Origin of the sequence: Lacrimispora xylanisolvens (genome assembly GCF_002934545.1) — a bacterium.
Taxonomy (GTDB): domain Bacteria; phylum Bacillota; class Clostridia; order Lachnospirales; family Lachnospiraceae; genus Lacrimispora; species Lacrimispora xylanisolvens.
The window spans coordinates 317,697-340,341 of sequence record NZ_PTJA01000003.1; the positions used below are offsets into that span (position 1 = coordinate 317,697).

Sequence of the window (22,645 nt, forward strand, 5' to 3'; positions counted from 1 at the left end):
ATGGCAGAAAAAATTATTAAGACAGAGTATTCCGAGGAAATGCAGAAAAGCTACATGAACTACTCCATGAGTGTCATTACAGCTCGAGCGATCCCGGATGCAAGAGACGGATTAAAGCCGGTGCAGCGCCGCGTACTTTACGATATGAGCGAACTGCATTTAAATCATGATAAACCACACAGAAAATCAGCACGAATCGTAGGCGATACCATGGGTAAATATCATCCCCATGGTGACAGCTCCATCTACGAGACTCTGGTTGTGATGTCCCAGGTATTTAAAAAAGGAGTTCCCCTGGTAAACGGGCACGGAAATTTCGGCTCCATTGAAGGCGACGGAGCAGCGGCCATGCGATACACCGAAGCAAGACTGGAAAAGTTTGCCGAAGAGGTTTATTTAAAAGACCTGGATAAAACTGTAGAATTCATTCCCAATTATGATGAGACGGAAAAAGAACCGGAAGTTCTTCCGGTTCGGGTTCCCAATCTGCTGATTAATGGTGCGGAAGGAATTGCAGTCGGCATGAGTACCAGCATCCCCCCCCACAATTTAGGCGAAGTGGTGGACGCGGTTCAGGCTTATATAGATAATCCGGATATTTCTGTAAGGGAACTTATGGAATACCTGCCGGGACCTGATTTCCCGACAGGCGGAATTATTGCCAACAAAAGCGATCTTCCCTCGATCTATGAAACAGGAATGGGGAAAATAAAGCTTCGGGGAAAAATTGAAGTAGAGCTTGGTAAGCGAAAGGCAGATAAGGACAAGCTGATCATTACCGAGATTCCATATACCATGGTTGGAGCCGGAATCAATAAATTCCTTATAGATATTGCTGATCTGGTAGAGAATAAAAAGCTTACTGATGTAATTGATATTTCCAATCAGTCCAACAAAGAAGGAATCCGTATCGTCTTAGAACTTCGTAAAGATGCGGATGTAGAGAAAATCCGAAACATTCTTTATAAAAAGACAAAATTGGAAGATACCTATGGCGTCAATATGCTTGCAATAGCGGATGGACGCCCGGAGATCCTGAATTTAAAAGGTATTTTAAAGAATTATCTGGACTTCCAGTACAAAAATGCAACCAGAAAATATCAGGTTCTTCTGGATAAAGAACTGGAAAAGAAGGAAATAAAAGAAGGTCTTATAAAGGCCTGCGACATTATTGATTTAATTATAGCAGTTTTAAGAGGATCGAAGAATTTAAAGGATGCAAAAAACTGTCTGATGACAGGCGACATCTCGAATATCTCTTTCCGCGTCAAGGGCTTTGAAGAAGATGCAAAAAAACTGTGCTTCACTGAAAAGCAGGCAAGTGCGATTCTCGAGATGCGGTTATATAAGCTGATCGGACTGGAGATTCTTCAGTTGGAAAAAGAATTCAAAGAAACACTGGCAAAGATTAAAGAGTATGAGAAAATACTTTCCAGCAGAAAAAATATGGATGAGGTCATTAAAAAGGATCTGGATTATATAAAGGCAGAATACGGTACCCCCAGAAAGACTCTGATTGAAGACGGAAAGGAAGCCGTATACGATGAAGCAGCAGTAACTGTTTCAGAAGTTACCTTTGTAATGGACAGATTTGGCTATTGTAAGATACTGGATAAAAATACTTATGACAGAAATAAAGAAACCATTGAAACCGAGAATCCTTTTGTGGTAAACTGTCTGAATACGGATAAAATCTGTATTTTTACTAATACTGGAAACTTACATCAGATAAAAGTATTGGATATACCAGGTGGAAAGCTTCGCGATAAGGGGACTCCCGTTGATAATTTAAGTAAATATGACGGGGCAAAGGAAGAGATTATTTATTTATCCCATGCAGGCGGATTAAAAGGAAATAAATTTTTGTTTGCAACCAGGCAGGCTTTGATTAAGATGGTTCCAGGAGAGGAATTTGAAACCAATAACCGTACTGTGGCTGCAACCAGACTGGTGGATGACGACATGGTAATTTGTGCACTGCCATATGGGGGACAGACGGATGTAGTCCTTCAGACTTCTTCCGGGGTATTTCTGCGTTTTGCCTCCGATGAGATTCCAGAGATGAAAAAGAATGCCAGAGGAGTTAGAGGAATAAAGCTGTCTCCAGGTGAGAGTCTGGAAGCGGTCTATCTGCTCGGAGATGAACCGGTGATACAATACAAAGAAAAAGAAGTACATTTAAACCGTTTAAAGATTGGCAAAAGAGATGGAAAAGGCAGTAAGGTTCGCCTTTAATGCTTTACTGTAACACACATTTTAAAGAAATGTCTTCCTGACACGCACAAATGTATTTTTCTGACGAATAAATATTGATTTTTTTTTCACTTTGTTATAGGATAGTTAAGAATTTAGCGTATTATAGTATTACAAAATGAAAAGAAATGAGGAGAGTGCGATGGAAAAGAAGTTGCGAGTTGGTATATTGGGAGCTACCGGTATGGTTGGTCAGAGATTTATATCTCTGCTTGAGAATCACCCATGGTATGAGGTGGTGACTGTGGCAGCCAGTCCCCGTTCAGCAGGAAAATCATATGAAGAGGCAGTTGGGGACCGTTGGAAAATGACAACTCCCATGCCGGAAGCAGTAAAACACTTAACAGTCATGAATGTAAATGAAGTTGAGGCAGTTGCAGCTGGCGTGGATTTTGTATTCAGCGCAGTGGATATGACAAAAGATGAGATCAAAGCCATAGAAGAAGCATATGCAAAAACTGAGACACCAGTTGTTTCCAACAACAGCGCCCATAGATGGACACCGGATGTTCCTATGGTCATCCCGGAGATCAATCCAGAGCATTTTGAGATAATAAAAGACCAGAGAAAGCGCCTTGGTACAGAGCATGGATTTATTGCCGTAAAACCCAACTGCTCCATCCAAAGCTATGCACCGGTTCTGACTGCATGGAAAGAGTTTGAACCATACGAGGTGGTAGCTACTACCTATCAGGCGATTTCAGGTGCAGGAAAGACCTTTAAGGACTGGCCGGAGATGGAAGGAAATATTATTCCTTATATCGGCGGTGAGGAAGAGAAAAGCGAGCAGGAGCCCCTTCGTTTATGGGGAACGATTGAAAATGGTGAGATTGTAAAAGCACAGGAGCCGGTAATTACCTGCCAGTGCATTCGTGTTCCCGTTCTCAATGGCCACACTGCAGCAGTTTTCGTTAAATTCCGCAAGCAGCCTACTAAAGAGGAATTAATTGACCGTCTGGTGAACTTTAAGGGGCTTCCCCAGGAACTGGATCTTCCAAGTGCACCAAAGCAGTTTATCCAGTACTTAGAAGAAGATAACCGTCCTCAGGTTGCCCTTGATGTGGATTTTGAAAACGGAATGGGAGTTTCTGTAGGTCGTTTAAGAACAGATTCTGTGTATGATTATAAATTTATTGGTTTGTCTCACAATACAGTTCGCGGGGCAGCCGGCGGCGCAGTACTCTCTGCAGAGCTTTTGACTGCGAAAGGGTATATCAAAGCCAGAGATTAACTGGATTATGAGGCTCTCTCTGTCCAGGAGAGAGCCTTTATAAAATAGGTATATGGAGGAAGTAAGATGGCATACAAAAAAGAACTTTGGGGAAACATGCCGGATGGCAGAGAGGTGTATTTATATACACTGGTAAATGAAAATAAAGTATCTGCTTCATTTACAAATCTGGGTGCAGTTTGGGTAACCATGAATGTGCCTGATCGGAACGGAAAGGAAACGGATGTGGTATTAGGGTATGATAGTGTATCGGATTATCTGCTCAACCCGCCTCACTTTGGTGCTCCCATTGGAAGAAATGCCAACCGTATTGCCGGTGCAAAGTTTATGTTGAATGGGAAAGAATATAAGCTTACAGCGAATAACAGCACCAATAATTTACACAGCGGTCCCGATCTTTACCAATCACGTCTTTGGGACAGTGAGGTAGAAGAAAATGATATGGGAACCAGTGTGAGTTTTTCCCTGTTTTCACCAGATGGAGATCAGGGATATCCCGGCAATGCCAATATTACCATAACATATACTCTCACACCAGACGACGGCTTAAAGATCGATTATCACATGATCTGTGATGAGGATACGGTTGCAAACTTTACCAACCACAGCTATTTTAATCTGAATGGCCATGATAGCGGAAGTGCATTAGATCAGAAAGTATGGATTGATGCCGATACATATACCAGGGCTGATGAAATTTCAATTCCAACAGGCGAATTTACACCGGTAAAAGGAACACCCATGGACTTCACTGTTATGAAGACAATCGGGCAGGATATCAATGAAGATTATGAAGCACTTGTTTTTGGAAGCGGCTATGACCATAACTGGGTCTTAAATCATCCGTCAAAAGAACTGGCTTTATGCGCAGCTTCAGAGTCTGATAAGACAGGTATCAGAATGGAAGTGTATACCGATCTTCCGGGAATGCAGTTCTATACTGCAAACTTTTTAAATGACCAGATGCCAGGCAAGGGCGGTGCAGTTTACAGCAAACGCTGCTGTTATTGCTTTGAAACCCAGTACTATCCCAATGCGGTGAATACTCCTGAATTCCCTTCCCCTGTATTAAAAGCGGGACAGGAATATCAGACAACCACAATATATAAGTTTTCAACAATTTAGAGAAGCATTGATATAAATTCAGGGACGCAGACTATTGCGCCCCTGAACGCTTGTGAAAGGACATAATTGCATACTTATGAATAAAACGAATGAAAAAGGGATAAAAGCACTGTCAGTTATGGGACTGATTATCACCACGGTAATTTGGGGAAGTGCTTTTGTGGTAATGAAAAATTCAGTGGATGTCATATCACCAACCTATCTGCTGGCACTGAGGTTTACCATTGCTTTTGCAGCACTTACAGTGGTATTTTGGAAGCGCTTGAAGAGGGTGGGAAAGACAGATATTATCTGCGGCCTGGTTTTGGGATTTTTTCTGTTTATCAGTTATTTCTTTCAGACCTATGGATTGAAGTATACCACTGCCAGTAAAAATGCTTTTATTACTACATTATACGTCATTCTTGTTCCTTTTTTGCACTGGTTTTTTAATAGGAAAAAACCGTCAAAGAACAATGTGGGAGCAGCAGTTATCGCAGTCATTGGTCTGGGATTTATTTCCCTGGAGGGTGACTTGAGAGTGAACATTGGTGATTTTATGACTCTTATCTGTGGTATATTTTTTGCTTTTCATATTGTATTTGTTGACCGTTATACAGAAACCCATGATCCTATTATACTAACGGTGATGCAGATGGCAGTTGCGGCCGGATTAAGCTGGGTGGTTGCTCCGTTTTTAGAGGGAGGACTGGATCTGTCTGTAATTGATTACTCTATGACGGTCAGCCTTCTTTATCTTGGCATTTTCAGCACAATGATCTGTTTTCTGCTTCAGAATATGGGACAAAAGCATTTAAGCCCCAACACTTCTTCCATTATTCTGTCTTTTGAATCCGTATTTGGTCTGCTGTTCTCCGTTTTTTTGCTGGGAGAGCCGGTAACTTTAAAATTACTCACAGGCTGTGCTTTGTTGTTTCTGTCGGTTATATTATCAGAATTCAAAAAACAAACTCCCGCTGCTTAAATCCAGCGGGAGTTATGTTTTAAAAAAAGCTGTAGATCGCCTCCCATATGATATATCCATATCCTGCTCTCAGTATGATTAGCAGACAATCTGAAATGATCAATGGAATAATACTTTTTCTTGAAAAATAGTATAAGTAATAGCAATAAAGAACTGTTGTAATAAATGCTCCATACATATTTAATCCATTAAAGCTTAAAGTCTTAGACAGATTCATAACATAAATAAGTAAGAAACTGATAAGAATGACAGCCCATTTAGAAGAAAGCAGCTGATTTAATTTTGTGAAAATGTATCCTCTGAATATGACTTCATCAGTAATTTTATTAATAAATGAAAGGAAGAGAAGGGTGTATAAATAAGGCATTTCACTAAATGGTAGAGGGCGATTAGCAGTTACGGACATATTTGTAAATAACTCGACCGGAACGGTATAAAGAAGGTAAAGAATAACGCCCAGAACTACACCATGTACAATATCCATAATAGAAACGTTTCGCAACCCAATACTGCCAAGCGGCTCTCCATCCACTTTTCCCGTTATGTAGCAAATCATTGCAATCTCAAAAATACTGATAAAGATTATGATCCATTGATAATGGTTATTTGTTTCGTAATTTCTCAATAGAAAACCCATCAGTAACACAAAAATATAAATAGATGCAATCTGTAATGTTATTTTGTTTTTTGCTGTCATAAAAAATCCCCCCGGTTTTATTTTCTTATATTAATTGGAAACTTCAACACCTTTACACACATCAACCCATTCTTTCGCCTGGGCAAATAAAAACAGTTCTTCGTTGGTCAGTTCGATGGCTGAATTAGAACTGCCGGCTGCCGGAAAAACAGAAGAGAATCTTTGAAGAGACACATCTAAGTAAGTAGCGGCACAGTCAGGATTGGCAAAGGGGCATACGCCTCCGATTTCATGACCAGTGAAGGCAGATACTTCGCCGGCGGACAGCATTTTTGATTTAATCCCGAATGTTTTTTTGAACTTTGCATTGTCGATTTTCATATCTCCGGCCGTAACCACCAGGATACAGCTGTTTTCTTCACTACCGTGAAAAGACATGGTTTTAGCAATCCTTGCCGGAATCACATCAAGGGCTTTTGCTGCTAATTCTACGGTTGCACTGGAAACAGGAAACTCCATAACCTGGCAGTCCCGGCCAGATTCTTTGAAGTATTCTTTTACTTTTTGTACAGACATAAGAAAAACACTCCTTTGTATTCATGTAATGGAATTTTAAGTAAATTGTTAATTATTGTACCATTGATATTAAAATTTATCAATGTTATAATAAAATTTGATATGCCTTTTGGTGAGAGTTGTCAGAAATATTTGCTATTCATGAAGTTTAATGGTATAATAGAACGGTTACTATCACAAAGCAGTAGGGAGTTATATGTCGAAATCGTTATACATTGCAGAAAAACCAAGTGTGGCTCAGGAGTTCGCAAATGCGCTTAAGATTAACGCAAAACGCAGCAACGGATACATAGAAGCAGATCAGGTGATTATTACCTGGTGCGTGGGACATCTGGTTACGATGAGCTATCCGGAAAGCTATGATCCCAGATATAAGCGATGGAGCTTAGCCACCCTGCCGTTTCTTCCAAAAGAATTTAAATATGAAGTAATTCCAAGTGCAGCCAGACAGTTTGAAGTTGTAAGCAGTCTGCTAAACCGTCCTGACGTGGATACAATCTATGTTTGTACTGACTCCGGAAGAGAAGGAGAATACATATACAGGCTGGTTGCCCAGATGGCGGGGGTAAGTGATAAAAAGCAGAAGAGAGTCTGGATTGATTCCCAAACGGAAGAGGAAATTTTAAGAGGCATACGGGAAGCAAAAGACGAGGCGGAATATGATAATCTTTCGGCTTCTGCGTATCTGCGTGCAAAAGAAGATTATCTTATGGGAATTAATTTTTCCCGTTTGCTTACACTAAGATATGGACAGAATATTTCAAATTATTTAAAGAGCGGGAAGAATACTGTTATTTCCGTAGGCCGGGTCATGACCTGTGTAATGGGAATGGTGGTGCGGAGAGAACGGGAAGTCAGGGACTTTGTAAAGACGCCGTTTTACCGGGTTATCGGTACATTTACCAGAGAAGATCTGGATTTTGACGGTGAATGGAAAAGCGCTCCGGGGTCTAAGTTTTATGAATCACCATACCTCTATAAAGAGAATGGATTTAAAGAAAGAAAGCATGCCGAAGAGCTGATTGGAATACTTTCTGCATCAGATCCCATGGAAGCAGTTGTAGCATCAATTGAGAAAAAGAAGGAAACGAAGAATCCGCCGCTGCTTTACAATCTGGCTGAACTTCAAAATGACTGTTCTAAGATGTTTAAGATCAGTCCTGATGAGACTCTCAAGGTAGTTCAGGAGCTTTATGAGAAGAAGATGGTCACTTATCCCAGAACAGATGCCAGAGTTCTTTCCACAGCAGTAGCAAAGGAAATCTATAAGAACATCAGTGGTCTGAAAGGCTTTGAGCCTTTAAAGGACGCAGCAGAGGAAGTATTAAACATAGGATCCTACAAATCAATTGATAAAACAAGATATGTCAATGATAAGCAGATTACGGACCATTATGCCATCGTACCCACTGGTCAGGGTCTTTCCTCGTTAAGAGGCTTAACACCTCTTGCCGCTAAGGTTTATGAAGTGGTTGCAAGAAGGTTTTTAAGTATTTTTTATCCGCCGGCCATTTATCAGAAATATGCACTTGAGCTGGTTGAAGAAAAAGAACACTTTTATTCCAACTTCCGGGTAATGCTGGAAGAGGGGTATTTAAAAGTGGCAGATGTTTCCGGCAGCAGAAAAAAAACAGAGGAAAAGACGGAAGAACCTCTCCCTGACAGTGAAAATCAGGATGAGAATAGTTCTGAAACATCACAGAAGCAAATGGACAATCCAGCTTTTATTGCCATGCTTGGTTCATTGAAAAAGGGAATGCAGCTGCCTGTGAAAAAGCTGATTATCAAAGAAGGTGAGACTTCTCCGCCGAAGCGCTATACATCAGGATCCATGATTCTTGCTATGGAGAATGCAGGTCAGTTAATTGAAGATGAAGAACTCCGTGCCCAGATTAAGGGGAGTGGTATTGGAACCAGTGCCACAAGAGCAGAGATATTAAAAAAGCTTTTTAATATAGAATATCTCTCTTTGAATACGAAGACCCAGGTGATTGTGCCTACGCTGTTAGGAGAGATGATCTATGATGTAGTGAATGCCTCCATAAAACAGCTGCTTAATCCGGAACTGACAGCCAGCTGGGAAAAGGGATTAACTTATGTCTCAGAGGGAAGCATAACCTCAGAAGAATATATGCAGAAACTGGAGAATTTTGTTGCCGGACGTACCGCTTGGGTACTGAAGCTGAATAATCATTATGATTTGCGTAATGTATTTGATGCTGCGGCAGCTAATTATAAAAAACAAAAATAGGAGATTATTAACATGAAAAAAGAAGATATGACAAACCAGGACTTATTTGATACCAATCATACAGTGGCCAAATTATTATTTGAACAGACCACCTATCCGTGGGAAATTCTTCCTAAGATCAGCGAATTTATCGTTTCTCTTGGAGAGCGTCTTCCAAAAGATGAATATGTTCATGTGGGAAAAGCAGTATGGATTCATAAGTCTGTAAATCTTCCGCCAACAGCTTGTATGGGCGAGCATGTAATTATCTGCAAGAATGCACAGATCCGTCATTGCGCATTTATCAGAGGCAACGCGATTATCGGCGAAGGTGCAGTAGTTGGAAACTCCTCAGAAGTAAAGAATTCTATTCTTTTTGATGGCGTACAGGTTCCTCACTTCAACTATGTTGGAGATTCCATTTTAGGATATAAGTCTCACATGGGTGCATCCTCCATTGCTTCCAATGTTAAAACAGATAAATCCCTTGTTACCGTACATGCAGAAGATGGAGATATTGAAACAGGGCTTAAGAAGTTTGGCGCAATCCTGGGTGATTTCGCAGAAATCGGCTGTGGAGCTATTTTAAATCCTGGTACCGTGATCGGACCGAAAGCAGATATTTATCCGCTTTCCTGTGTCAGAGGCTGCGTAGAGGGGAATTCCATCTACAAAAAGCAGGGAGAAATCGTAGAAAAGAAAATTACTGAGGAATAAATAAAACATGAGCGAAAGTAAACATGCCCAGGCAGGAAACGGAAAATTCGGTTCAAGAATTGGATTCATTCTGGCTTCTGTTGGTTCCGCAGTTGGTATGGGAAACATCTGGATGTTTCCCTATCGGCTGGGACAATATGGAGGAGCCGCTTTTTTACTGGTGTATTTTGGTTTTGTATTTTTATTTGGTCTGGTTGGTTTGTCCGGAGAGTTTGCTTTTGGCAGGCTCACCGGTACAGGTCCCATTGGCTCCTATGATTATGCTCTAAAAACAAGAGGAAAAAAAGGCGGTTCCTTTCTGGGCGCCATTCCTCTGATTGGTTCCTTTGGTATTGCAATTGGATATGCAATTATAGTGGGCTGGGTTTTAAGATACATATGGGGCGCCTTATCAGGGGCTATGCTGAAGGAAGAGGCTGCAGAATATTTTTCCCAGGCAACCGGACATTTTGGAAGTGTACCATGGCATCTGCTTGTTGTTATATTAACGGTTGTTATATTGGCAGGCGGAGTCTTAAAAGGCATTGAAAAAGTAAATGCAATTATGATGCCTGCATTTTTCATTTTGTTTTTGTTAATTGCAGTTCGTGTATTCTTTCTTCCCGGAGCATTGGAAGGATATAAATATCTGCTGGTGCCAAGGTGGGAGTTTCTGCTGAAGCCGGAAACCTGGGTCATGGCGATGGGACAGGCTTTCTTTTCACTTTCCATTACAGGCTCCGGTATGGTAATTTATGGAAGTTATCTGGATAAGAATGAGGATATACCAAAAGCTGCGGTTACAACGGCTCTGTTAGACACAGTTGCTGCTCTTTTGGCAGGATTTGCTATTATTCCTGCTGTGTTCGCTTTTCAGATGGATCCGGCAAGCGGACCCCCACTGATGTTTATAACACTGCCTAAGGTATTTGCGCAGATCCCGGCAGGCCGAGTGATTGCAGTGTTGTTTTTCCTGTCAGTATTATTTGCAGGGGTAACCTCTCTGGTTAATATGTTTGAAGTTTGTGCGGAAGCGCTTCAGACACATCTGCATTTTCCGAGAAAGGCCGCTGTTGCTTTTGTAGGCGCTGTTGTCTTCCTTGCAGGTCTTTTTATCGAATACGAACCATATATGGGAGCCTGGATGGATTATATTACCATCTATGTGGTACCATTCGGTGCAGTTTTATGCGCTGTTATGATCTATTGGGTATTAAAGAAAGAGGAGATTCTCAAAGAATTAAACCGTGGCCGTAAGAAACCCCTTGGCTCTTATTTCATATTTACAGCCAAGTATCTCTATGTTTTTCTGGCAGCATTGGTATTAATATTAAGTATTGTATATAAAGGAATTGGCTGATTGAAGTTCAGCAGTGAAACAACCCGGTATTTCCATGTCATAGACAGGAGATACCGGGTTGTTTTGATTTATTACTTGTTTTATTTAGTACCGAATATACGGTCGCCAGCGTCGCCAAGACCTGGACAGATATACGCATTTTCATTCAACTGACGATCCAAATGTCCTACATAGATCTGAATATCCGGATGTGCCTCGTGAAGCCGTTTTAAACCTTCTGGAGCCGCAATGATGGCCATGAACTTAATGTGCTTTCCGCCGTACTGCTTAATAAAATCAACGGCTGCAGTTGCAGAACCGCCGGTAGCCAGCATGGGGTCGGTAACAACAATGGTTCTCTGCTCAATGGGACTTGGAAGTTTGCAGTAATATTCATGGGGCTCATGAGTTTTTTCATCCCGATATAAACCAATATGTCCTACCTTGGCAGATGGTACAAGTGCCAGAATTCCGTTAACCATACCAAGTCCTGCTCTGAGGATCGGAACAACTGCCATTTTTTTACCGGCAATCATGGGAGTCATACAGGTCTCAATTGGGGTTTCAACCTCTACATCCTGTAAGGGAAGATCCCTTAATGCTTCAAATCCCATCAGCATGGCAATTTCTTCTATGAGCGCGCGGAATTCATTGGTTCCGGTTCTCTTGTCTCGTAAGATTGAAATTTTGTGCTGAATCAGCGGGTGGGTAAAAACAGTTACATTGTCCATTAATAAATCCATAATAGTTTTAATCCTTTCTTAATCTCTTGCTGTATCAGGGGTTTCAGGCAGTATCAGGTTCATAAAGACACCTATGATAACAGCGATGAAAAGACCTGAAATGTTTAATGTGATAGTTCCGATTGTGACATTAAGTCCGCCAACCTGGGCAAATCCAAGACCGAATACCAGGATCAATCCGACGATGCTTAAGTTTCTGCTGTGTGTAAAGTCCAGGTTTGACTCAGCCAGGGAACGAATGCCGACAGCAGCAATCATACCGAAAAGCATGATTTCTACCCCTCCCTTTACAGGTCCGGGAATTGTCTGGAGAATTGCGCCAACTTTACCGAAGAGCCCGAGGATAACAGCAAATACGGCAGTGATACGAAGAAGCTTCGGATTGTAGTTCTTGGTAGTTGCCAGAACGCCTGTATTCTCTGCATAAGTAGTATTGGCAGGACCACCCATAAAACCTGCAAGTAATGTGGCAAGACCGTCGCCCATTAGTGTGCGGTGAAGACCGGGATCTTTTAAGAAGTCCTTTCCTACAACAGTTCCGTTGGTGGTGATGTCTCCAATATGCTCCATAAATGTAACACAGGCAATGGGGGCGATAGAAAGAATGGCACCCAAGCTGAATTGTGGAACAGACATAAATGGTACATTATTAAGATCCTTTGTTACAAAAGGGATATTAATCCATGCAGCAGATACGATAGCTGAGTAATCCATATGGAAGATACCGAATGCCCCTAATATGATACACAGAAGATAACCGGCAGATATTCCAATCAGGATCGGAACCAGCTTGAAAAATCCATGAGCAAAAATTGAACACAGAATAACTACGAATAATGTAAATATCGCAATTCCCAGATTCAGGGCAATGTCAGGTGTTACACCATCGGCAAGGCTTAAATTGCCGGTAGCATCGTTAATTGCAGTGCCAGCCAGATTAATTCCGATGACCACGATTACCGGACCGGTTACAACTGGAGGAAAAATCTTTTTGATTTTCTCTGCACCAATACGATAAGCGATGAACGCGAAGATCAGATACACCAGACCGGCAAAAATAATTCCACCCTGTGCTAAAGGTACGTTCTCAGGGATCACGGTTCCTTCCGGTCGGATAATTGCGGTAACCGCGGCCAGAAAAGCGAAGGAGGAACCGAGAAACACAGGAACCTTAAATTTAGTACAGCAGTGGAATATTAAGGTGCCAACGCCTGCAGAGAATAATGCCAGCGATGGATTGAGACCTGTCAGTAAGGGTACCAGCACGGTTGCGCCGAACATGGCGAAGAGATGCTGAATGCTGAGCAGATAGTCTCGGGTTGTCAATTTTGCGTTGTTACTCATGAGAATACCCCGTTTCTTTTTATTTTTCCGTCCTATTTTATCAGAGAAAGGGATAAATGGCAACTCTTTTTGTTATTTTGTCTCAGGAGTATATTCAATTAACGCAAAATCCCCCAAAGCATGAGCAACAGGTATGGAGACAATAATGACTCCCTGATCCTCATAGCTAAAGGATTCCGGAAATTCTGAGGCCCCTTTTTCCAGCTGTTTTGATGAAAAATCTGCATTTTGAAAAATGTCGGTATATGTCTGTTCATCCATATCGGTCCGCGCGCTCATCAAAGCTTCCTTAAGCTCGGGAGATGTGTTGTAAAATTTACACTGATCAGACAGTACATATTGAGCCAGCAGTTTTGGATCGACGTAATCCGTCAGCCTGATGTTCTTCCCGGTCTTTAAGTCAATAACGCTGGTGTAATAAACATTGGTGGGATGTGCAGCCCCCTCAGAAGAAAGCACGCCTGTATAGGCGACGCTGATCCTGTTCCTGTCAGCTGAAATGATGTCAGCACTGACAGTAAGAGTATCCTTCAATGGATCAATGGAATAAGCATTGATAATTTCCAGTGCATTGTCTTTTAACAGACTGTTGACGGCTTCTAATTTCGATTCATCAGATAATTGTTTAAGAACCGGATATTCAATGGTCACCTTGTCATTCTTATAAACGTATATCGAAGCGGCTGTTTTTGATTCGGGATCTGTACTTAAACTGCCGGAGCTCTCAGATTCATTCTGAACTTCTATCACAGACGTTTCGGCGGAGGCAGTTGTTTCTTTGATATTTGTTGTCTGAATGTCTGACAAATCTGGTTTTACATAATTTCGGTGACCGCAACCATTAAGAGACAGAGATAGAAGTGCAGCCATGAAAAGAATATGACGTTTCGTAAAATCACCTCGGATCTGATTTGTTTTTTCTGAAGTTAGTATATCATAATACCAACTGGTTTTCCTAGATCATTATGTAAAATTAAGGGAATTGTAGGAAAAATATGAAGACATAGAGAAAAGACTCCCCAAAGTCAGAATAAATCCGCTTTGGGAAGTCTTGCTCCCTGCCAAGGGTGTAGTGCCGGCAGTGGGACTTGAACCCACACGATGTTGCCATCAACGGATTTTGAGTCCGCCTCGTCTGCCATTCCGACATGCCGGCTTGCACTTACAACGTTCATTATTCTATCACAGGATTTTCCATTTGGCAAGTATTTAAATTGAAAATCGGCAAAATAAATTCCCGTCAATGGGAAAGCAGTAAAAGGATTCTCCCTGTCTGTGTAATTGAGTATGAAAACATCAGGCAGGGAGAAGAGAGGTTATAAACATTTATTATACTGTTCAATAATATATTCGGCCCGCTGTTTGTAGGTATGGTTCTGTACGCTCAGCGCCGCATTTTTTCGTATGTTCATCCATTCATCTTTGTTTTTCTTATAGTATTCCACCAGTTCCAGGGTCTGTTCGGGGGAAGAGGATACAACCAGATCACGTCCCGGAGTAAACAGGTTTCTGATCTCAGCATTGTCGGATGACAGAACAAAACCGCCGGAACCCAGTATCTCAAAGGTACGCTTGGTTATGGTCTGCTGGTGATTTTGCGTTACAAGATTGATAAAACTGCTGTTATATGCTGCGCAGGTGCGGTCATAGGCCATACCCCCATGATAATGGATCTGAGGTGTATCCATGGCTAATATTTGTTTGATAAGGGGCAAATAGCCCGGGTCTCCGTAAAGCTGTATCTGGTATCCGTTTTCCAGAAGCGGTTTTAAGAGTATCTGCAGTGATTTATAGCGGTAGTGTTCCGGATGGAACGGGTATATCATTGCGTAAGAATTGCCGATCAAATTAATAAATTCATCTTTTGTATTAAGGCCTTCCATTGGATGATGAACGACCGGACAGTAGGCGTAATACATCATCTCGCAGGGGAACCCCTTTTTCATAATAAACTGGCGCATTTCCGGACACATGGTAAGCACCAGATCAGGTTTTGATGCATAAATGATATCCATCTCAATACCGTCTCCTGTTTTTGAAAGGAAATAGGTACTGGATATGCCATCGGTGTCCCAGTGTATATGCTTCAGAGACTTAGGGCGGTTATTTCCCAGATATGACATGACATCATGTTTGAGTTCCAGAGGTGCTCCCAGAGTGATAATGAGGTCAGCGTCACAATTTGTTAAAATCTGCTCCATCTGATTCACGGTGTTAGCCGTGAGGACGGAGGCTTCGTAGCCTGCCTGCTTAAATCCCCACTGCATATCGTACGAAAATAGTCTGTTTCCAAGAATGAGTACTTTCATTTATTTATTCAGTCCTTCCTGATAACGGGTTAAAAAATATTGTTTGTGCCAGGGACTGCCGTGCAATTCGCTTAAAGCTTTGAGTCCCATGGTGCCGTATTGCTTTACCAGGCCGTCATAATTGTCTGCGGATTTACCGCCTGCTGTCATCCTCTGACCGGCGATTTCGTGATATACCACGGAATTATAATTGACTTTTGGATACCAGCCCCGTTTAGTTCCATAATAGTAGTAGTAGCCAAGAAGCATACTGTCATCTTCAAAGCATTGGCGTCCCTTTAAAAACGCTGCGTTATAGCCGCCTGTTTTCTTAAGTATTTCAGAAACGTGAATACATGGATTCGTAAATCCCTGAACTACGCTGTCAGTTCGCAATCCCAAAAGAAAGTCATCGTATTGTGATAACTGTTCAGGCAGAACAGCGGTTTTATTTAAAAAGGGCATCGCCCCTTTTTTATCCACAATGCCGCAGCTGATCAGAGGTTCTTCATTATTCTCAAGATAGGTGACCAGTGGAGTCTCCCAGTTTGGAGAGAAGACCATGTCTAAATGCAGTTCGCTGATATATAGTGTATCCGGTATATTTTTCCAAATGTATTCAAAACATTTCTGCCGACCAACTGTTGTACCTACATTTGTGCCGTCCCCAATAATGTGACAGTCAAGTTTGAAATTTTCTTTTAAAAAATTTTTCAAATTATCATTGGTCAGGTCTCCCTGATTGTAGACGACAATTGTTTTGTAGGTGCTTTTTTCCAGAGATTTTAAACAGCTGAGGGCGAATTTCATATCCTGTCCCTGTCTTAACATAAAAAGCAGAGTGTGTACAAGACTCATTTTATTCACCTCATATAGTTTTTTTCCATATATTCTGATTGATAATTTTGGTGTAGCTTTCAATGATTTTGACTACTTTACAGGAAACATTGGTATCTGTATAGTCGGGAATCGGAGCAATAGATTCCTTATTGGTTCCCATGGATACAGACAACGCCAGAGCCTGAAGGATGTCTTTTTCGTTTGTTCCCCCTATAATGACAGAGCCTTTGTCAAGGGCCTCGGGCCTTTCCGTGGAAGTTCGAAGAAGTACTGCGGGAAAACCGAGAATCGCGCTTTCTTCGCAAAGAGTTCCACTGTCGGACAATACACAAAAAGAGTTTTTTTGCAGCTGGCAATAATCCAGAAAGCCGAAGGGTTCCATGCATCGTACAAGCGGATCAAAGACAAAGCCGTAATCTTTAATTTTTTTCTGACTTCTGGGATGCACCGAAAAAATCACAGGCATCCGGTAAGTCATTGCGGCCGCATTGACAGCCTGCATAAGTGGAATAAATGTGCCTTCTGCATCAACGTTTTCTTCTCTGTGAGCGGATACTACAAGATACCGGTTCTGTTCCAGCATGAGCCTGCTCAGTATGCTGCTTTGGTCGATTTTCTGCCTGCAACTTTCAAGTACCTCAGTCATGGGAGAACCAGTGACAAAGATATGCTCTTTTGTAATCCCTTCAGACAGAAGGTACCGCCTGGCATGCTCTGTATAGGCCAGGTTTATATCAGATACGTGATCCACAATCTTGCGATTGATTTCCTCAGGCACATTTAAGTCAAAGCAGCGGTTGCCCGCTTCCATGTGGAAGATGGGTATCTTAAGGCGCTTGGCGGAGATGACTGACAGTGCTGAATTGGTATCTCCCAGCACAAGCAGGGCGTCGGGTTTTTCCTTTTGTAAAATCCGGTAGGATTCTGCAATAATATTGCCAATGGTATCCCCAAGAGTTTCACCAGGGCATGAAAGGCAGTAATCAGGCGTACGGATTTCAAGATCATCGAAAAAAACATCATTTAAGGATTTCGCCCAATTCTGCCCGGTATGAACCAGAATATGATCAAAATACTGGTCGAAAGCTTTGATACAGGCGGACAGCCTGATGATTTCCGGTCTGGTTCCCAGTATGGTCATCAATTTGAGTTTCTTCATTGCTTACTCCTTTTTCCATGAATTATCATTAATTTCAGCAGGATACGTATCCGGATGCACAGGGTCGTAAAGCTGGCTGGCCCAGATCAGTAACACCAGGTCACTGCTGCCTGTATTGGTTACATCATGGATATAGCCGGGCGGAATGTCGACTACCTCCAGTTTTTCTGATGATATGGGATACTTAAGGATATCCCCACCGCCCAGTTTCTGAAAGCGCAGGAGGCCACAACCGTTTACGGCGATGAATTTCTCTGTCTTGGTATGGTGCCAGTGACCGCCCTTTGTCATGCCGGGTCTTGTAATATTTACGGAGATCTGGCCCCCTGCTGCTGATTTAAGGCATTCAGCAAAAGCGCCCCTCTGATCCCGGTGTTCCTTAAGCGCATAGCAGAATTTGTCATCAGGCAGATAGCTTAAATAGGTGCTGTACAGTTTCCGGGTCAGTGGTTCTGCCATGTCCGCCAGCTCAAGGTTCTGCCTGCTATCCCGAAAACCCCTGATGGTTTGTTCCAGCTCCCTGACCGTAGTGTGATGAACGGGCTTTACCTGACAAAACCCGTTCTGTTTCGTGATATCACCCTGCAATGCCGCTGTAAATCCCTGGAGCACATCATCGATATAGACCAGTGAAATTTCTGCATCGGGATCATCCATGCGTACGGGTAAATCACGGGCGATGTTGTGACAGAAGGTAGCCACTACACTGTTATAGTTAGGTGCGCACCATTTGCCGAAAACCCCGGGCAGGCGGAAGATATAAATATTGGCTCCTGTTTCATGGGCATATGCCTTTACCAGATCCTCTGCTTTCCGTTTGCTTCGGCCATAAGGATTATCAAGCTGCGCCTGTATAGAGGATGACATGAGCACAGGCGTATTTTTACCGCTATTTCTCAAAGCCTTTAACAGCTTACTGGTAAACTTATAGTTTTCCTCAAACTCTGAGGGATTCTCCGGTCTGTTAACGCCGGCCAGGTGAAAAACAAAATCACAGTCTGCTGCATAGCGTTCTAAAAGCTCCGGGCTGGTCTGTATGTCGTATTTAGAGAGTTGGCAGTCTCCCAGGGCTTCCAGCTGGACACACAAATTTTTTCCGATAAATCCGCCTGAACCTGTAACCAGTATTTTCATAGATGGTTCCACTCCTTTAATTCATTTGCCACATAACTGCAGCCTGACAACGTTTCTTTCAGTTCTTCCGGGGTCAGCCGGTGGGTATTACTTGAGTTGTACTCCTGTATGGTTCCAATATCCCGGTTCCCATCGCTAAAATATTTTGCATAGTTTAAGTCGCTTTCATCTGCGGGAATGCAAAAATAATCTCCCATATCCATTGCTGATGCCATTTCCTCCCGGGTAAGCAGCGTTTCGTGCATCTTTTCCCCCATTCTTATGCCGATGTTTTGAATTTCGTTATCGGCATGGAACAGGACCTTGAGTGCCTGAGCAAGATCACCAACGGTAGCCGCCGGGGATTTTTTCACCATCCGGTCCCCGGACTTTCCGTTTTCAAATGCGTAAAGCACCAGTTCAATGGCATCGTCCAGATTCATCAGAAACCGGGTCATATCCGGATCCGTAACCGTGAGCGGCTGTCCGTTTTTTATCTGCTCAATAAACAGAGGTATCACGGAACCCCGGGATGCCATGACGTTGCCGTACCTGGTACCGCAGATCACTATATTTTCAGCTGTTCTGGCTTTGGAGATAAAGGTTTTTTCCATCAGGGCCTTGGACATGCCCATTGCATTTATTGGATAAACGGCTTTGTCGGTTGATAAGCAGACCACTTTCTTAACGCCTGCTTCCACGGCAGCACTCAGTACATTTTCTGTGCCTAAAATATTGGTTTTGACCGTTTCTAACGGAAAGAATTCACAACTTGGGACCTGTTTGAGGGCGGCTGCATGGAAAATATAGTCCACTCCCCGCACGCAGTTTTTTACGCTGGTAATATCCCTTACATCACCAATTAAAAACTTAATTTTTTTGTTATTATATTTTTTTCTCATATCATCCTGTTTTTTTTCATCTCGTGAAAATATTCTGATTTCTCCTATATCTGTATCGAGGAGCCGATTAAGCATGGCATTCCCGAAGGAACCGGTCCCTCCTGTTATGAGCAGAGTCTTGTCTTTAAACATAAGTCTCGTAGATCTCCAATCTAAAGTTAAGTCAGTTATAGTATATGTCTGTTAATCTGGATTTGTTTTTTTTGATGGTGTGCAATGACGGGCACCTTAGAAATCATCTGGTATTTAAATTGAAAATCGGTAAAATATATTGTATGATAGTAAAAAGCTATGGTTAAGGAGGTGTCTGGGCGATGACATGTAAGGAAGCAGAACGTCTGGTCATTCCATATATAAATGATGAACTGACAGATGAAGAACTGAAAGAATTTTTGGAACATACGCAGACCTGTTCAGATTGTATGGAAGAACTGGAAATATATTTCACCATAGAAGCAGGAATCATGCAGTTGGATTCTGAAACAGGGAATTATAATATCAAGGGGGCACTGGAGGCGGCTCTGGAACAGTCCAGACAAAGACTTCAGTTCATTCAGCTGATAAAAATAGCAAGATATGCGGTATCCACCGTGTGCGTCATGGCACTTGTCATTACAGTCCTTCTTCAGTGCAGAATCTGGCTGCAGTTGGGCTTGCTTGGATAGGAGAACAGATGAACAGAAAAAAAACAGTACTGATTGACGGAACCAGCATGCTGAAAGAGGTTTATTATGCAGTTCCAGCCAATTGTGTAAAAGGAATACGCAATGTGGTGGTTCGTATTATAGAAGAAAAACAAACGGATTATATTGCAGCGGTATTTGGCGGTATGAACGAGAATGGGATAGCAGCCCGGGATTTGATTGAAAATGAAACCAGATTAAAGGAAGCACTGGCTTCTTTAAAAATTCCTGTTTTTGAAAAAGAGGGGGTCCGTTCTCTGGATCTTATTTGTTCTCTTGCAAAAAACTGTGAGTCGGATGAAAAAGATGTTTCCGTACTGACTGCTGATGAGAACTTTTTAATGGCGGTAAGCGAGCATATCTCTGCCTTGATTCCTGGCATGGGAGAAGAAGGGGCAGAGTTAATAACCTGGACAGTGGAGGCTGTAAGGAAGGAGTTTGGTCTTGAACCGGAACAGTTAAAAGAGGTGTTTTCATTGGAACGCGGTGCAGGCATTGGCCGAAAAACTGCATGCCGTCTTATTTCTCAGTATGGTTCCCTGCAGGCAGTCTATGGGCAGAAAGAGGTAATTGAGTCTGATCAGATCCGGGAAGCATTAACGGAGTATGAACAGAAGATCGACAAAGAAGCGCAATTTCTTTGTCTGAAAACAGATTATGATGTTCATCTCGATGAGGTCAAAACCATTGCAGAATCAGAAATTGCAGAAATTATGGATATGGATTTTGAACCTGCAGGTTTCCCGGATGAAGTGGAAGAGATTTCCTCTGATGGCTGGATGGGCAAAATAATTACAGAGCTTGCTGATGCAGAGGCAGTTTTTTCAAGATGTGCTGCTGGTACAAGCCTGGGTCTGCAGGTGACAGGAACAGATAAAAAAATCACAGCTCTGGCTTTATGTCTGTCAAAAGAGGAGTGCTGGTGTTTGATTGCCCAGGGGAATTTAACGTCAGAATATCTGAAAGAAAAGGCAGAAGAAGTGATAAGCCACAGAGAAAATGTTATGGTTCTGGATCTGAAGAGCCAGCTTCCATTTTTGAACGTGGCTGATGAAAAAACAGTGCTTGATGCTTCCCTGGCAGCTTATTTAATTGATCCGTTAAAAAGCTCCTATGAATACAATGATCTGGCCCAGGATTATCTCCAGTTACCCCTTCCTTCCAAAACAGAGTTGTTGGGAAAACGTACGTTAATCCAGGCACTTTCAGAAAATCAATCTCAGGCAGTAACCTGTATGTGTTCTATGGCTTATGTTGCTTTTATGTGCGGAAGCATTTTAAAAGAAGAACTCAAAACAGCTGAGATGGAACGGCTGTTTTATGAGATTGAGATGCCTCTCGTATATAGTTTATTTACTATGGAAGAAACAGGAATCCGTGTGGAGAGAGACAGGCTGAAAGAATACGGGGACAGATTAAAGATTGGGATTAAGGAAACAGAACAGAAAATATATGAACAGACAGGAGAAACCTTTAATATTAATTCGCCCAAACAGCTGGGTGAAATCCTGTTTGAAAAGATGAAACTGCCAGGTGGAAAAAAAACGAAAACCGGCTATTCCACGGCTGCTGATGTACTTGAAAAGCTGGCGCCTGATTATCCGGTCATAGAACAGATACTGGATTACAGACAGCTGACTAAGTTAAATTCCACCTACGCTGATGGACTGGCTGCCTATATTGGTTCCGATGAACGGATTCACGGCACCTTTAATCAGACAATTACTGCAACCGGCAGAATCAGCAGTACAGAGCCTAATTTACAGAATATTCCCATCCGTATGGAGCTGGGAAGAGAGATCCGGAAAGTTTTTGTTCCACAGGAAGGCTGCATTTTTATAGACGCCGATTATTCCCAGATTGAACTGAGGGTTCTGGCTCACATGTCGGGAGATGAAAGGCTGATCGGTGCCTATCAGCAGGCTGAGGATATTCACGCAATCACTGCTTCAGAGGTTTTTCATGTACCTTTGACGGAAGTAACCTCCCTGCAGCGACGCAATGCCAAGGCGGTCAATTTCGGGATTGTATATGGAATCAGTTCATTTGGTTTAAGTGAAGGCTTAAGTATTACCAGAAAAGAAGCGACCGAATATATTGATAAGTATTTTGAAACCTATCCAGGGGTAAAGCTGTTTCTGGATAAACTGGTGACAGACGCAAAAGAAACCGGGTATGCAGTCAGCATGTTTGGAAGGCGCCGTCCCGTGCCTGAACTGAAATCATCTAATTTTATGCAGCGTTCCTTTGGGGAACGTGTAGCGATGAATTCTCCGATTCAGGGAACGGCGGCAGATATCATGAAGATTGCCATGATTCGGGTTGACCGTGCCCTTAAAAAACAGGGTCTGCAATCGAAAATTGTTCTTCAGGTTCATGATGAACTTTTAATTGAGGCCCGGTTGGAAGAACTTGATCAGGTGAAAAAACTGTTGGTGGAAGAGATGAAGAGTGCAGCCAGTCTTGCTGTGCCGCTGGAAGTTGATGCCAATGTTGGGGAATCCTGGTTCGATGCCAAATAA

Annotated in this window: 19 protein-coding genes and 1 tRNA gene; 9 read left to right on the top strand and 11 right to left on the bottom strand. The window is 42.3% G+C overall.

Annotated elements, in window-relative coordinates:
- The 4 genes from BXY41_RS07040 (at position 1) to BXY41_RS07055 (ending at position 5,573) form a co-directional block, all read left to right on the top strand.
- Positions 1-2,235 (top strand): DNA gyrase/topoisomerase IV subunit A, encoded by a 2,235-nt coding sequence (locus tag BXY41_RS07040; protein WP_104436112.1) that lies wholly within the window; start codon positions 1-3, stop codon positions 2,233-2,235.
- A gap of 160 nt (positions 2,236-2,395) precedes the next feature.
- Positions 2,396-3,484 carry an aspartate-semialdehyde dehydrogenase gene (asd, locus tag BXY41_RS07045; RefSeq protein WP_104436113.1) on the top strand — a complete coding sequence of 363 codons (1,089 nt, stop codon included), beginning with the start codon at positions 2,396-2,398 and terminating at the stop codon, positions 3,482-3,484.
- 66 nt (positions 3,485-3,550) lie between these two features.
- Positions 3,551-4,609 carry an aldose epimerase family protein gene (locus BXY41_RS07050; RefSeq protein WP_104436114.1) on the top strand — a complete coding sequence of 353 codons (1,059 nt, stop codon included), beginning with the start codon at positions 3,551-3,553 and terminating at the stop codon, positions 4,607-4,609.
- 76 nt (positions 4,610-4,685) lie between these two features.
- Positions 4,686-5,573 (top strand): DMT family transporter, encoded by an 888-nt coding sequence (locus tag BXY41_RS07055; RefSeq protein ID WP_104436115.1) that lies wholly within the window; start codon positions 4,686-4,688, stop codon positions 5,571-5,573.
- A gap of 19 nt (positions 5,574-5,592) precedes the next feature.
- On the opposite strand, the gene BXY41_RS07060 is transcribed toward BXY41_RS07055, so the two are convergent.
- Entirely contained in the window at positions 5,593-6,270 is a 678-nt protein-coding gene (locus BXY41_RS07060) for a CPBP family glutamic-type intramembrane protease (RefSeq protein WP_104436116.1), read from the bottom strand.
- A 30-nt stretch (positions 6,271-6,300) separates the two neighbouring features.
- The gene (locus BXY41_RS07065; RefSeq protein ID WP_104436117.1) at positions 6,301-6,786 is read right to left on the bottom strand and encodes a YbaK/EbsC family protein; all 486 of its coding nucleotides are present in this window, start codon (positions 6,784-6,786) and stop codon (positions 6,301-6,303) included.
- A gap of 196 nt (positions 6,787-6,982) precedes the next feature.
- On the opposite strand from BXY41_RS07065, the gene BXY41_RS07070 reads away from it, so the two are divergent.
- The 3 genes from BXY41_RS07070 to BXY41_RS07080 are packed head-to-tail and all read left to right on the top strand — an operon-like array spanning position 6,983 to position 11,072.
- A complete protein-coding gene (locus BXY41_RS07070; RefSeq protein ID WP_104436118.1) occupies positions 6,983-9,037 on the top strand; it encodes a DNA topoisomerase in 2,055 nt (684 codons plus the stop codon).
- Between the two features lie 12 nt (positions 9,038-9,049).
- On the top strand, positions 9,050-9,733 hold the full coding sequence (locus BXY41_RS07075; RefSeq protein ID WP_104436119.1) for an LbetaH domain-containing protein: 684 nt from the start codon (positions 9,050-9,052) through the stop codon (positions 9,731-9,733).
- 7 nt (positions 9,734-9,740) lie between these two features.
- A complete protein-coding gene (locus BXY41_RS07080) occupies positions 9,741-11,072 on the top strand; it encodes a sodium-dependent transporter (protein ID WP_104436120.1) in 1,332 nt (443 codons plus the stop codon).
- A gap of 80 nt (positions 11,073-11,152) precedes the next feature.
- Here BXY41_RS07080 and upp read toward each other — a convergent pair whose 3' ends face one another.
- From upp to BXY41_RS07125, 9 genes are all read right to left on the bottom strand, one after another.
- Positions 11,153-11,782 carry a uracil phosphoribosyltransferase gene (gene upp, locus BXY41_RS07085; RefSeq protein ID WP_097006321.1) on the bottom strand — a complete coding sequence of 210 codons (630 nt, stop codon included), beginning with the start codon at positions 11,780-11,782 and terminating at the stop codon, positions 11,153-11,155.
- Between the two features lie 30 nt (positions 11,783-11,812).
- Positions 11,813-13,138 (bottom strand): uracil-xanthine permease family protein, encoded by a 1,326-nt coding sequence (locus BXY41_RS07090; RefSeq protein WP_104436121.1) that lies wholly within the window; start codon positions 13,136-13,138, stop codon positions 11,813-11,815.
- Positions 13,139-13,210: 72 nt separating this feature from the next.
- Positions 13,211-13,945 (bottom strand): DUF4163 domain-containing protein, encoded by a 735-nt coding sequence (locus BXY41_RS07095; RefSeq protein ID WP_146088557.1) that lies wholly within the window; start codon positions 13,943-13,945, stop codon positions 13,211-13,213.
- 266 nt (positions 13,946-14,211) lie between these two features.
- A tRNA-Leu gene (locus tag BXY41_RS07100) sits at positions 14,212-14,294 on the bottom strand.
- A gap of 160 nt (positions 14,295-14,454) precedes the next feature.
- Positions 14,455-15,447: a CgeB family protein gene (locus BXY41_RS07105; RefSeq protein WP_104436123.1), complete on the bottom strand. Its 993-nt coding sequence runs from the start codon at positions 15,445-15,447 to the stop codon at positions 14,455-14,457.
- Positions 15,448-16,284, bottom strand: coding sequence for a glycosyltransferase family protein (locus BXY41_RS07110; RefSeq protein ID WP_104436124.1), 837 nt, complete (start codon positions 16,282-16,284; stop codon positions 15,448-15,450). It abuts the gene before it with no gap.
- 10 nt (positions 16,285-16,294) lie between these two features.
- Positions 16,295-17,425, bottom strand: coding sequence for a non-hydrolyzing UDP-N-acetylglucosamine 2-epimerase (wecB, locus tag BXY41_RS07115; RefSeq protein ID WP_104436125.1), 1,131 nt, complete (start codon positions 17,423-17,425; stop codon positions 16,295-16,297).
- A 3-nt stretch (positions 17,426-17,428) separates the two neighbouring features.
- A complete protein-coding gene (locus tag BXY41_RS07120; protein WP_104436126.1) occupies positions 17,429-18,559 on the bottom strand; it encodes a polysaccharide biosynthesis C-terminal domain-containing protein in 1,131 nt (376 codons plus the stop codon).
- Complete coding sequence (locus BXY41_RS07125; RefSeq protein ID WP_104436127.1) at positions 18,556-19,572, bottom strand: polysaccharide biosynthesis protein; 1,017 nt, start codon at positions 19,570-19,572, stop codon at positions 18,556-18,558. Before BXY41_RS07125 ends, BXY41_RS07120 begins: the two co-directional genes overlap by 4 nt.
- 182 nt (positions 19,573-19,754) lie before the next feature.
- On the opposite strand from BXY41_RS07125, the gene BXY41_RS07130 reads away from it, so the two are divergent.
- Both BXY41_RS07130 and polA read left to right on the top strand, forming a co-directional pair.
- Positions 19,755-20,105 carry an anti-sigma factor family protein gene (locus BXY41_RS07130; RefSeq protein WP_104436128.1) on the top strand — a complete coding sequence of 117 codons (351 nt, stop codon included), beginning with the start codon at positions 19,755-19,757 and terminating at the stop codon, positions 20,103-20,105.
- An 8-nt stretch (positions 20,106-20,113) separates the two neighbouring features.
- Positions 20,114-22,645: a DNA polymerase I gene (gene polA / locus BXY41_RS07135; RefSeq protein ID WP_104436129.1), complete on the top strand. Its 2,532-nt coding sequence runs from the start codon at positions 20,114-20,116 to the stop codon at positions 22,643-22,645.

Excerpts from the sequence above, each read along its gene's own strand:
- BXY41_RS07040 (WP_104436112.1), top strand. The coding sequence starts at position 1 with ATGGCAGAAAAAATTATTAAGACAGAGTATTCCGAGGAAATGCAGAAA.
- asd (WP_104436113.1), top strand. The coding sequence starts at position 2,396 with ATGGAAAAGAAGTTGCGAGTTGGTATATTGGGAGCTACCGGTATGGTT.
- BXY41_RS07050 (WP_104436114.1), top strand. The coding sequence starts at position 3,551 with ATGGCATACAAAAAAGAACTTTGGGGAAACATGCCGGATGGCAGAGAG.
- BXY41_RS07055 (WP_104436115.1), top strand. The coding sequence starts at position 4,686 with ATGAATAAAACGAATGAAAAAGGGATAAAAGCACTGTCAGTTATGGGA.
- BXY41_RS07060 (WP_104436116.1), bottom strand. The coding sequence starts at position 6,270 with ATGACAGCAAAAAACAAAATAACATTACAGATTGCATCTATTTATATT.
- BXY41_RS07065 (WP_104436117.1), bottom strand. The coding sequence starts at position 6,786 with ATGTCTGTACAAAAAGTAAAAGAATACTTCAAAGAATCTGGCCGGGAC.
- BXY41_RS07070 (WP_104436118.1), top strand. The coding sequence starts at position 6,983 with ATGTCGAAATCGTTATACATTGCAGAAAAACCAAGTGTGGCTCAGGAG.
- BXY41_RS07075 (WP_104436119.1), top strand. The coding sequence starts at position 9,050 with ATGAAAAAAGAAGATATGACAAACCAGGACTTATTTGATACCAATCAT.
- BXY41_RS07080 (WP_104436120.1), top strand. The coding sequence starts at position 9,741 with ATGAGCGAAAGTAAACATGCCCAGGCAGGAAACGGAAAATTCGGTTCA.
- upp (WP_097006321.1), bottom strand. The coding sequence starts at position 11,782 with ATGGACAATGTAACTGTTTTTACCCACCCGCTGATTCAGCACAAAATT.
- BXY41_RS07090 (WP_104436121.1), bottom strand. The coding sequence starts at position 13,138 with ATGAGTAACAACGCAAAATTGACAACCCGAGACTATCTGCTCAGCATT.
- BXY41_RS07105 (WP_104436123.1), bottom strand. The coding sequence starts at position 15,447 with ATGAAAGTACTCATTCTTGGAAACAGACTATTTTCGTACGATATGCAG.
- BXY41_RS07110 (WP_104436124.1), bottom strand. The coding sequence starts at position 16,284 with ATGAGTCTTGTACACACTCTGCTTTTTATGTTAAGACAGGGACAGGAT.
- wecB (WP_104436125.1), bottom strand. The coding sequence starts at position 17,425 with ATGAAGAAACTCAAATTGATGACCATACTGGGAACCAGACCGGAAATC.
- BXY41_RS07120 (WP_104436126.1), bottom strand. The coding sequence starts at position 18,559 with ATGAAAATACTGGTTACAGGTTCAGGCGGATTTATCGGAAAAAATTTG.
- BXY41_RS07125 (WP_104436127.1), bottom strand. The coding sequence starts at position 19,572 with ATGTTTAAAGACAAGACTCTGCTCATAACAGGAGGGACCGGTTCCTTC.
- BXY41_RS07130 (WP_104436128.1), top strand. The coding sequence starts at position 19,755 with ATGACATGTAAGGAAGCAGAACGTCTGGTCATTCCATATATAAATGAT.
- polA (WP_104436129.1), top strand. The coding sequence starts at position 20,114 with ATGAACAGAAAAAAAACAGTACTGATTGACGGAACCAGCATGCTGAAA.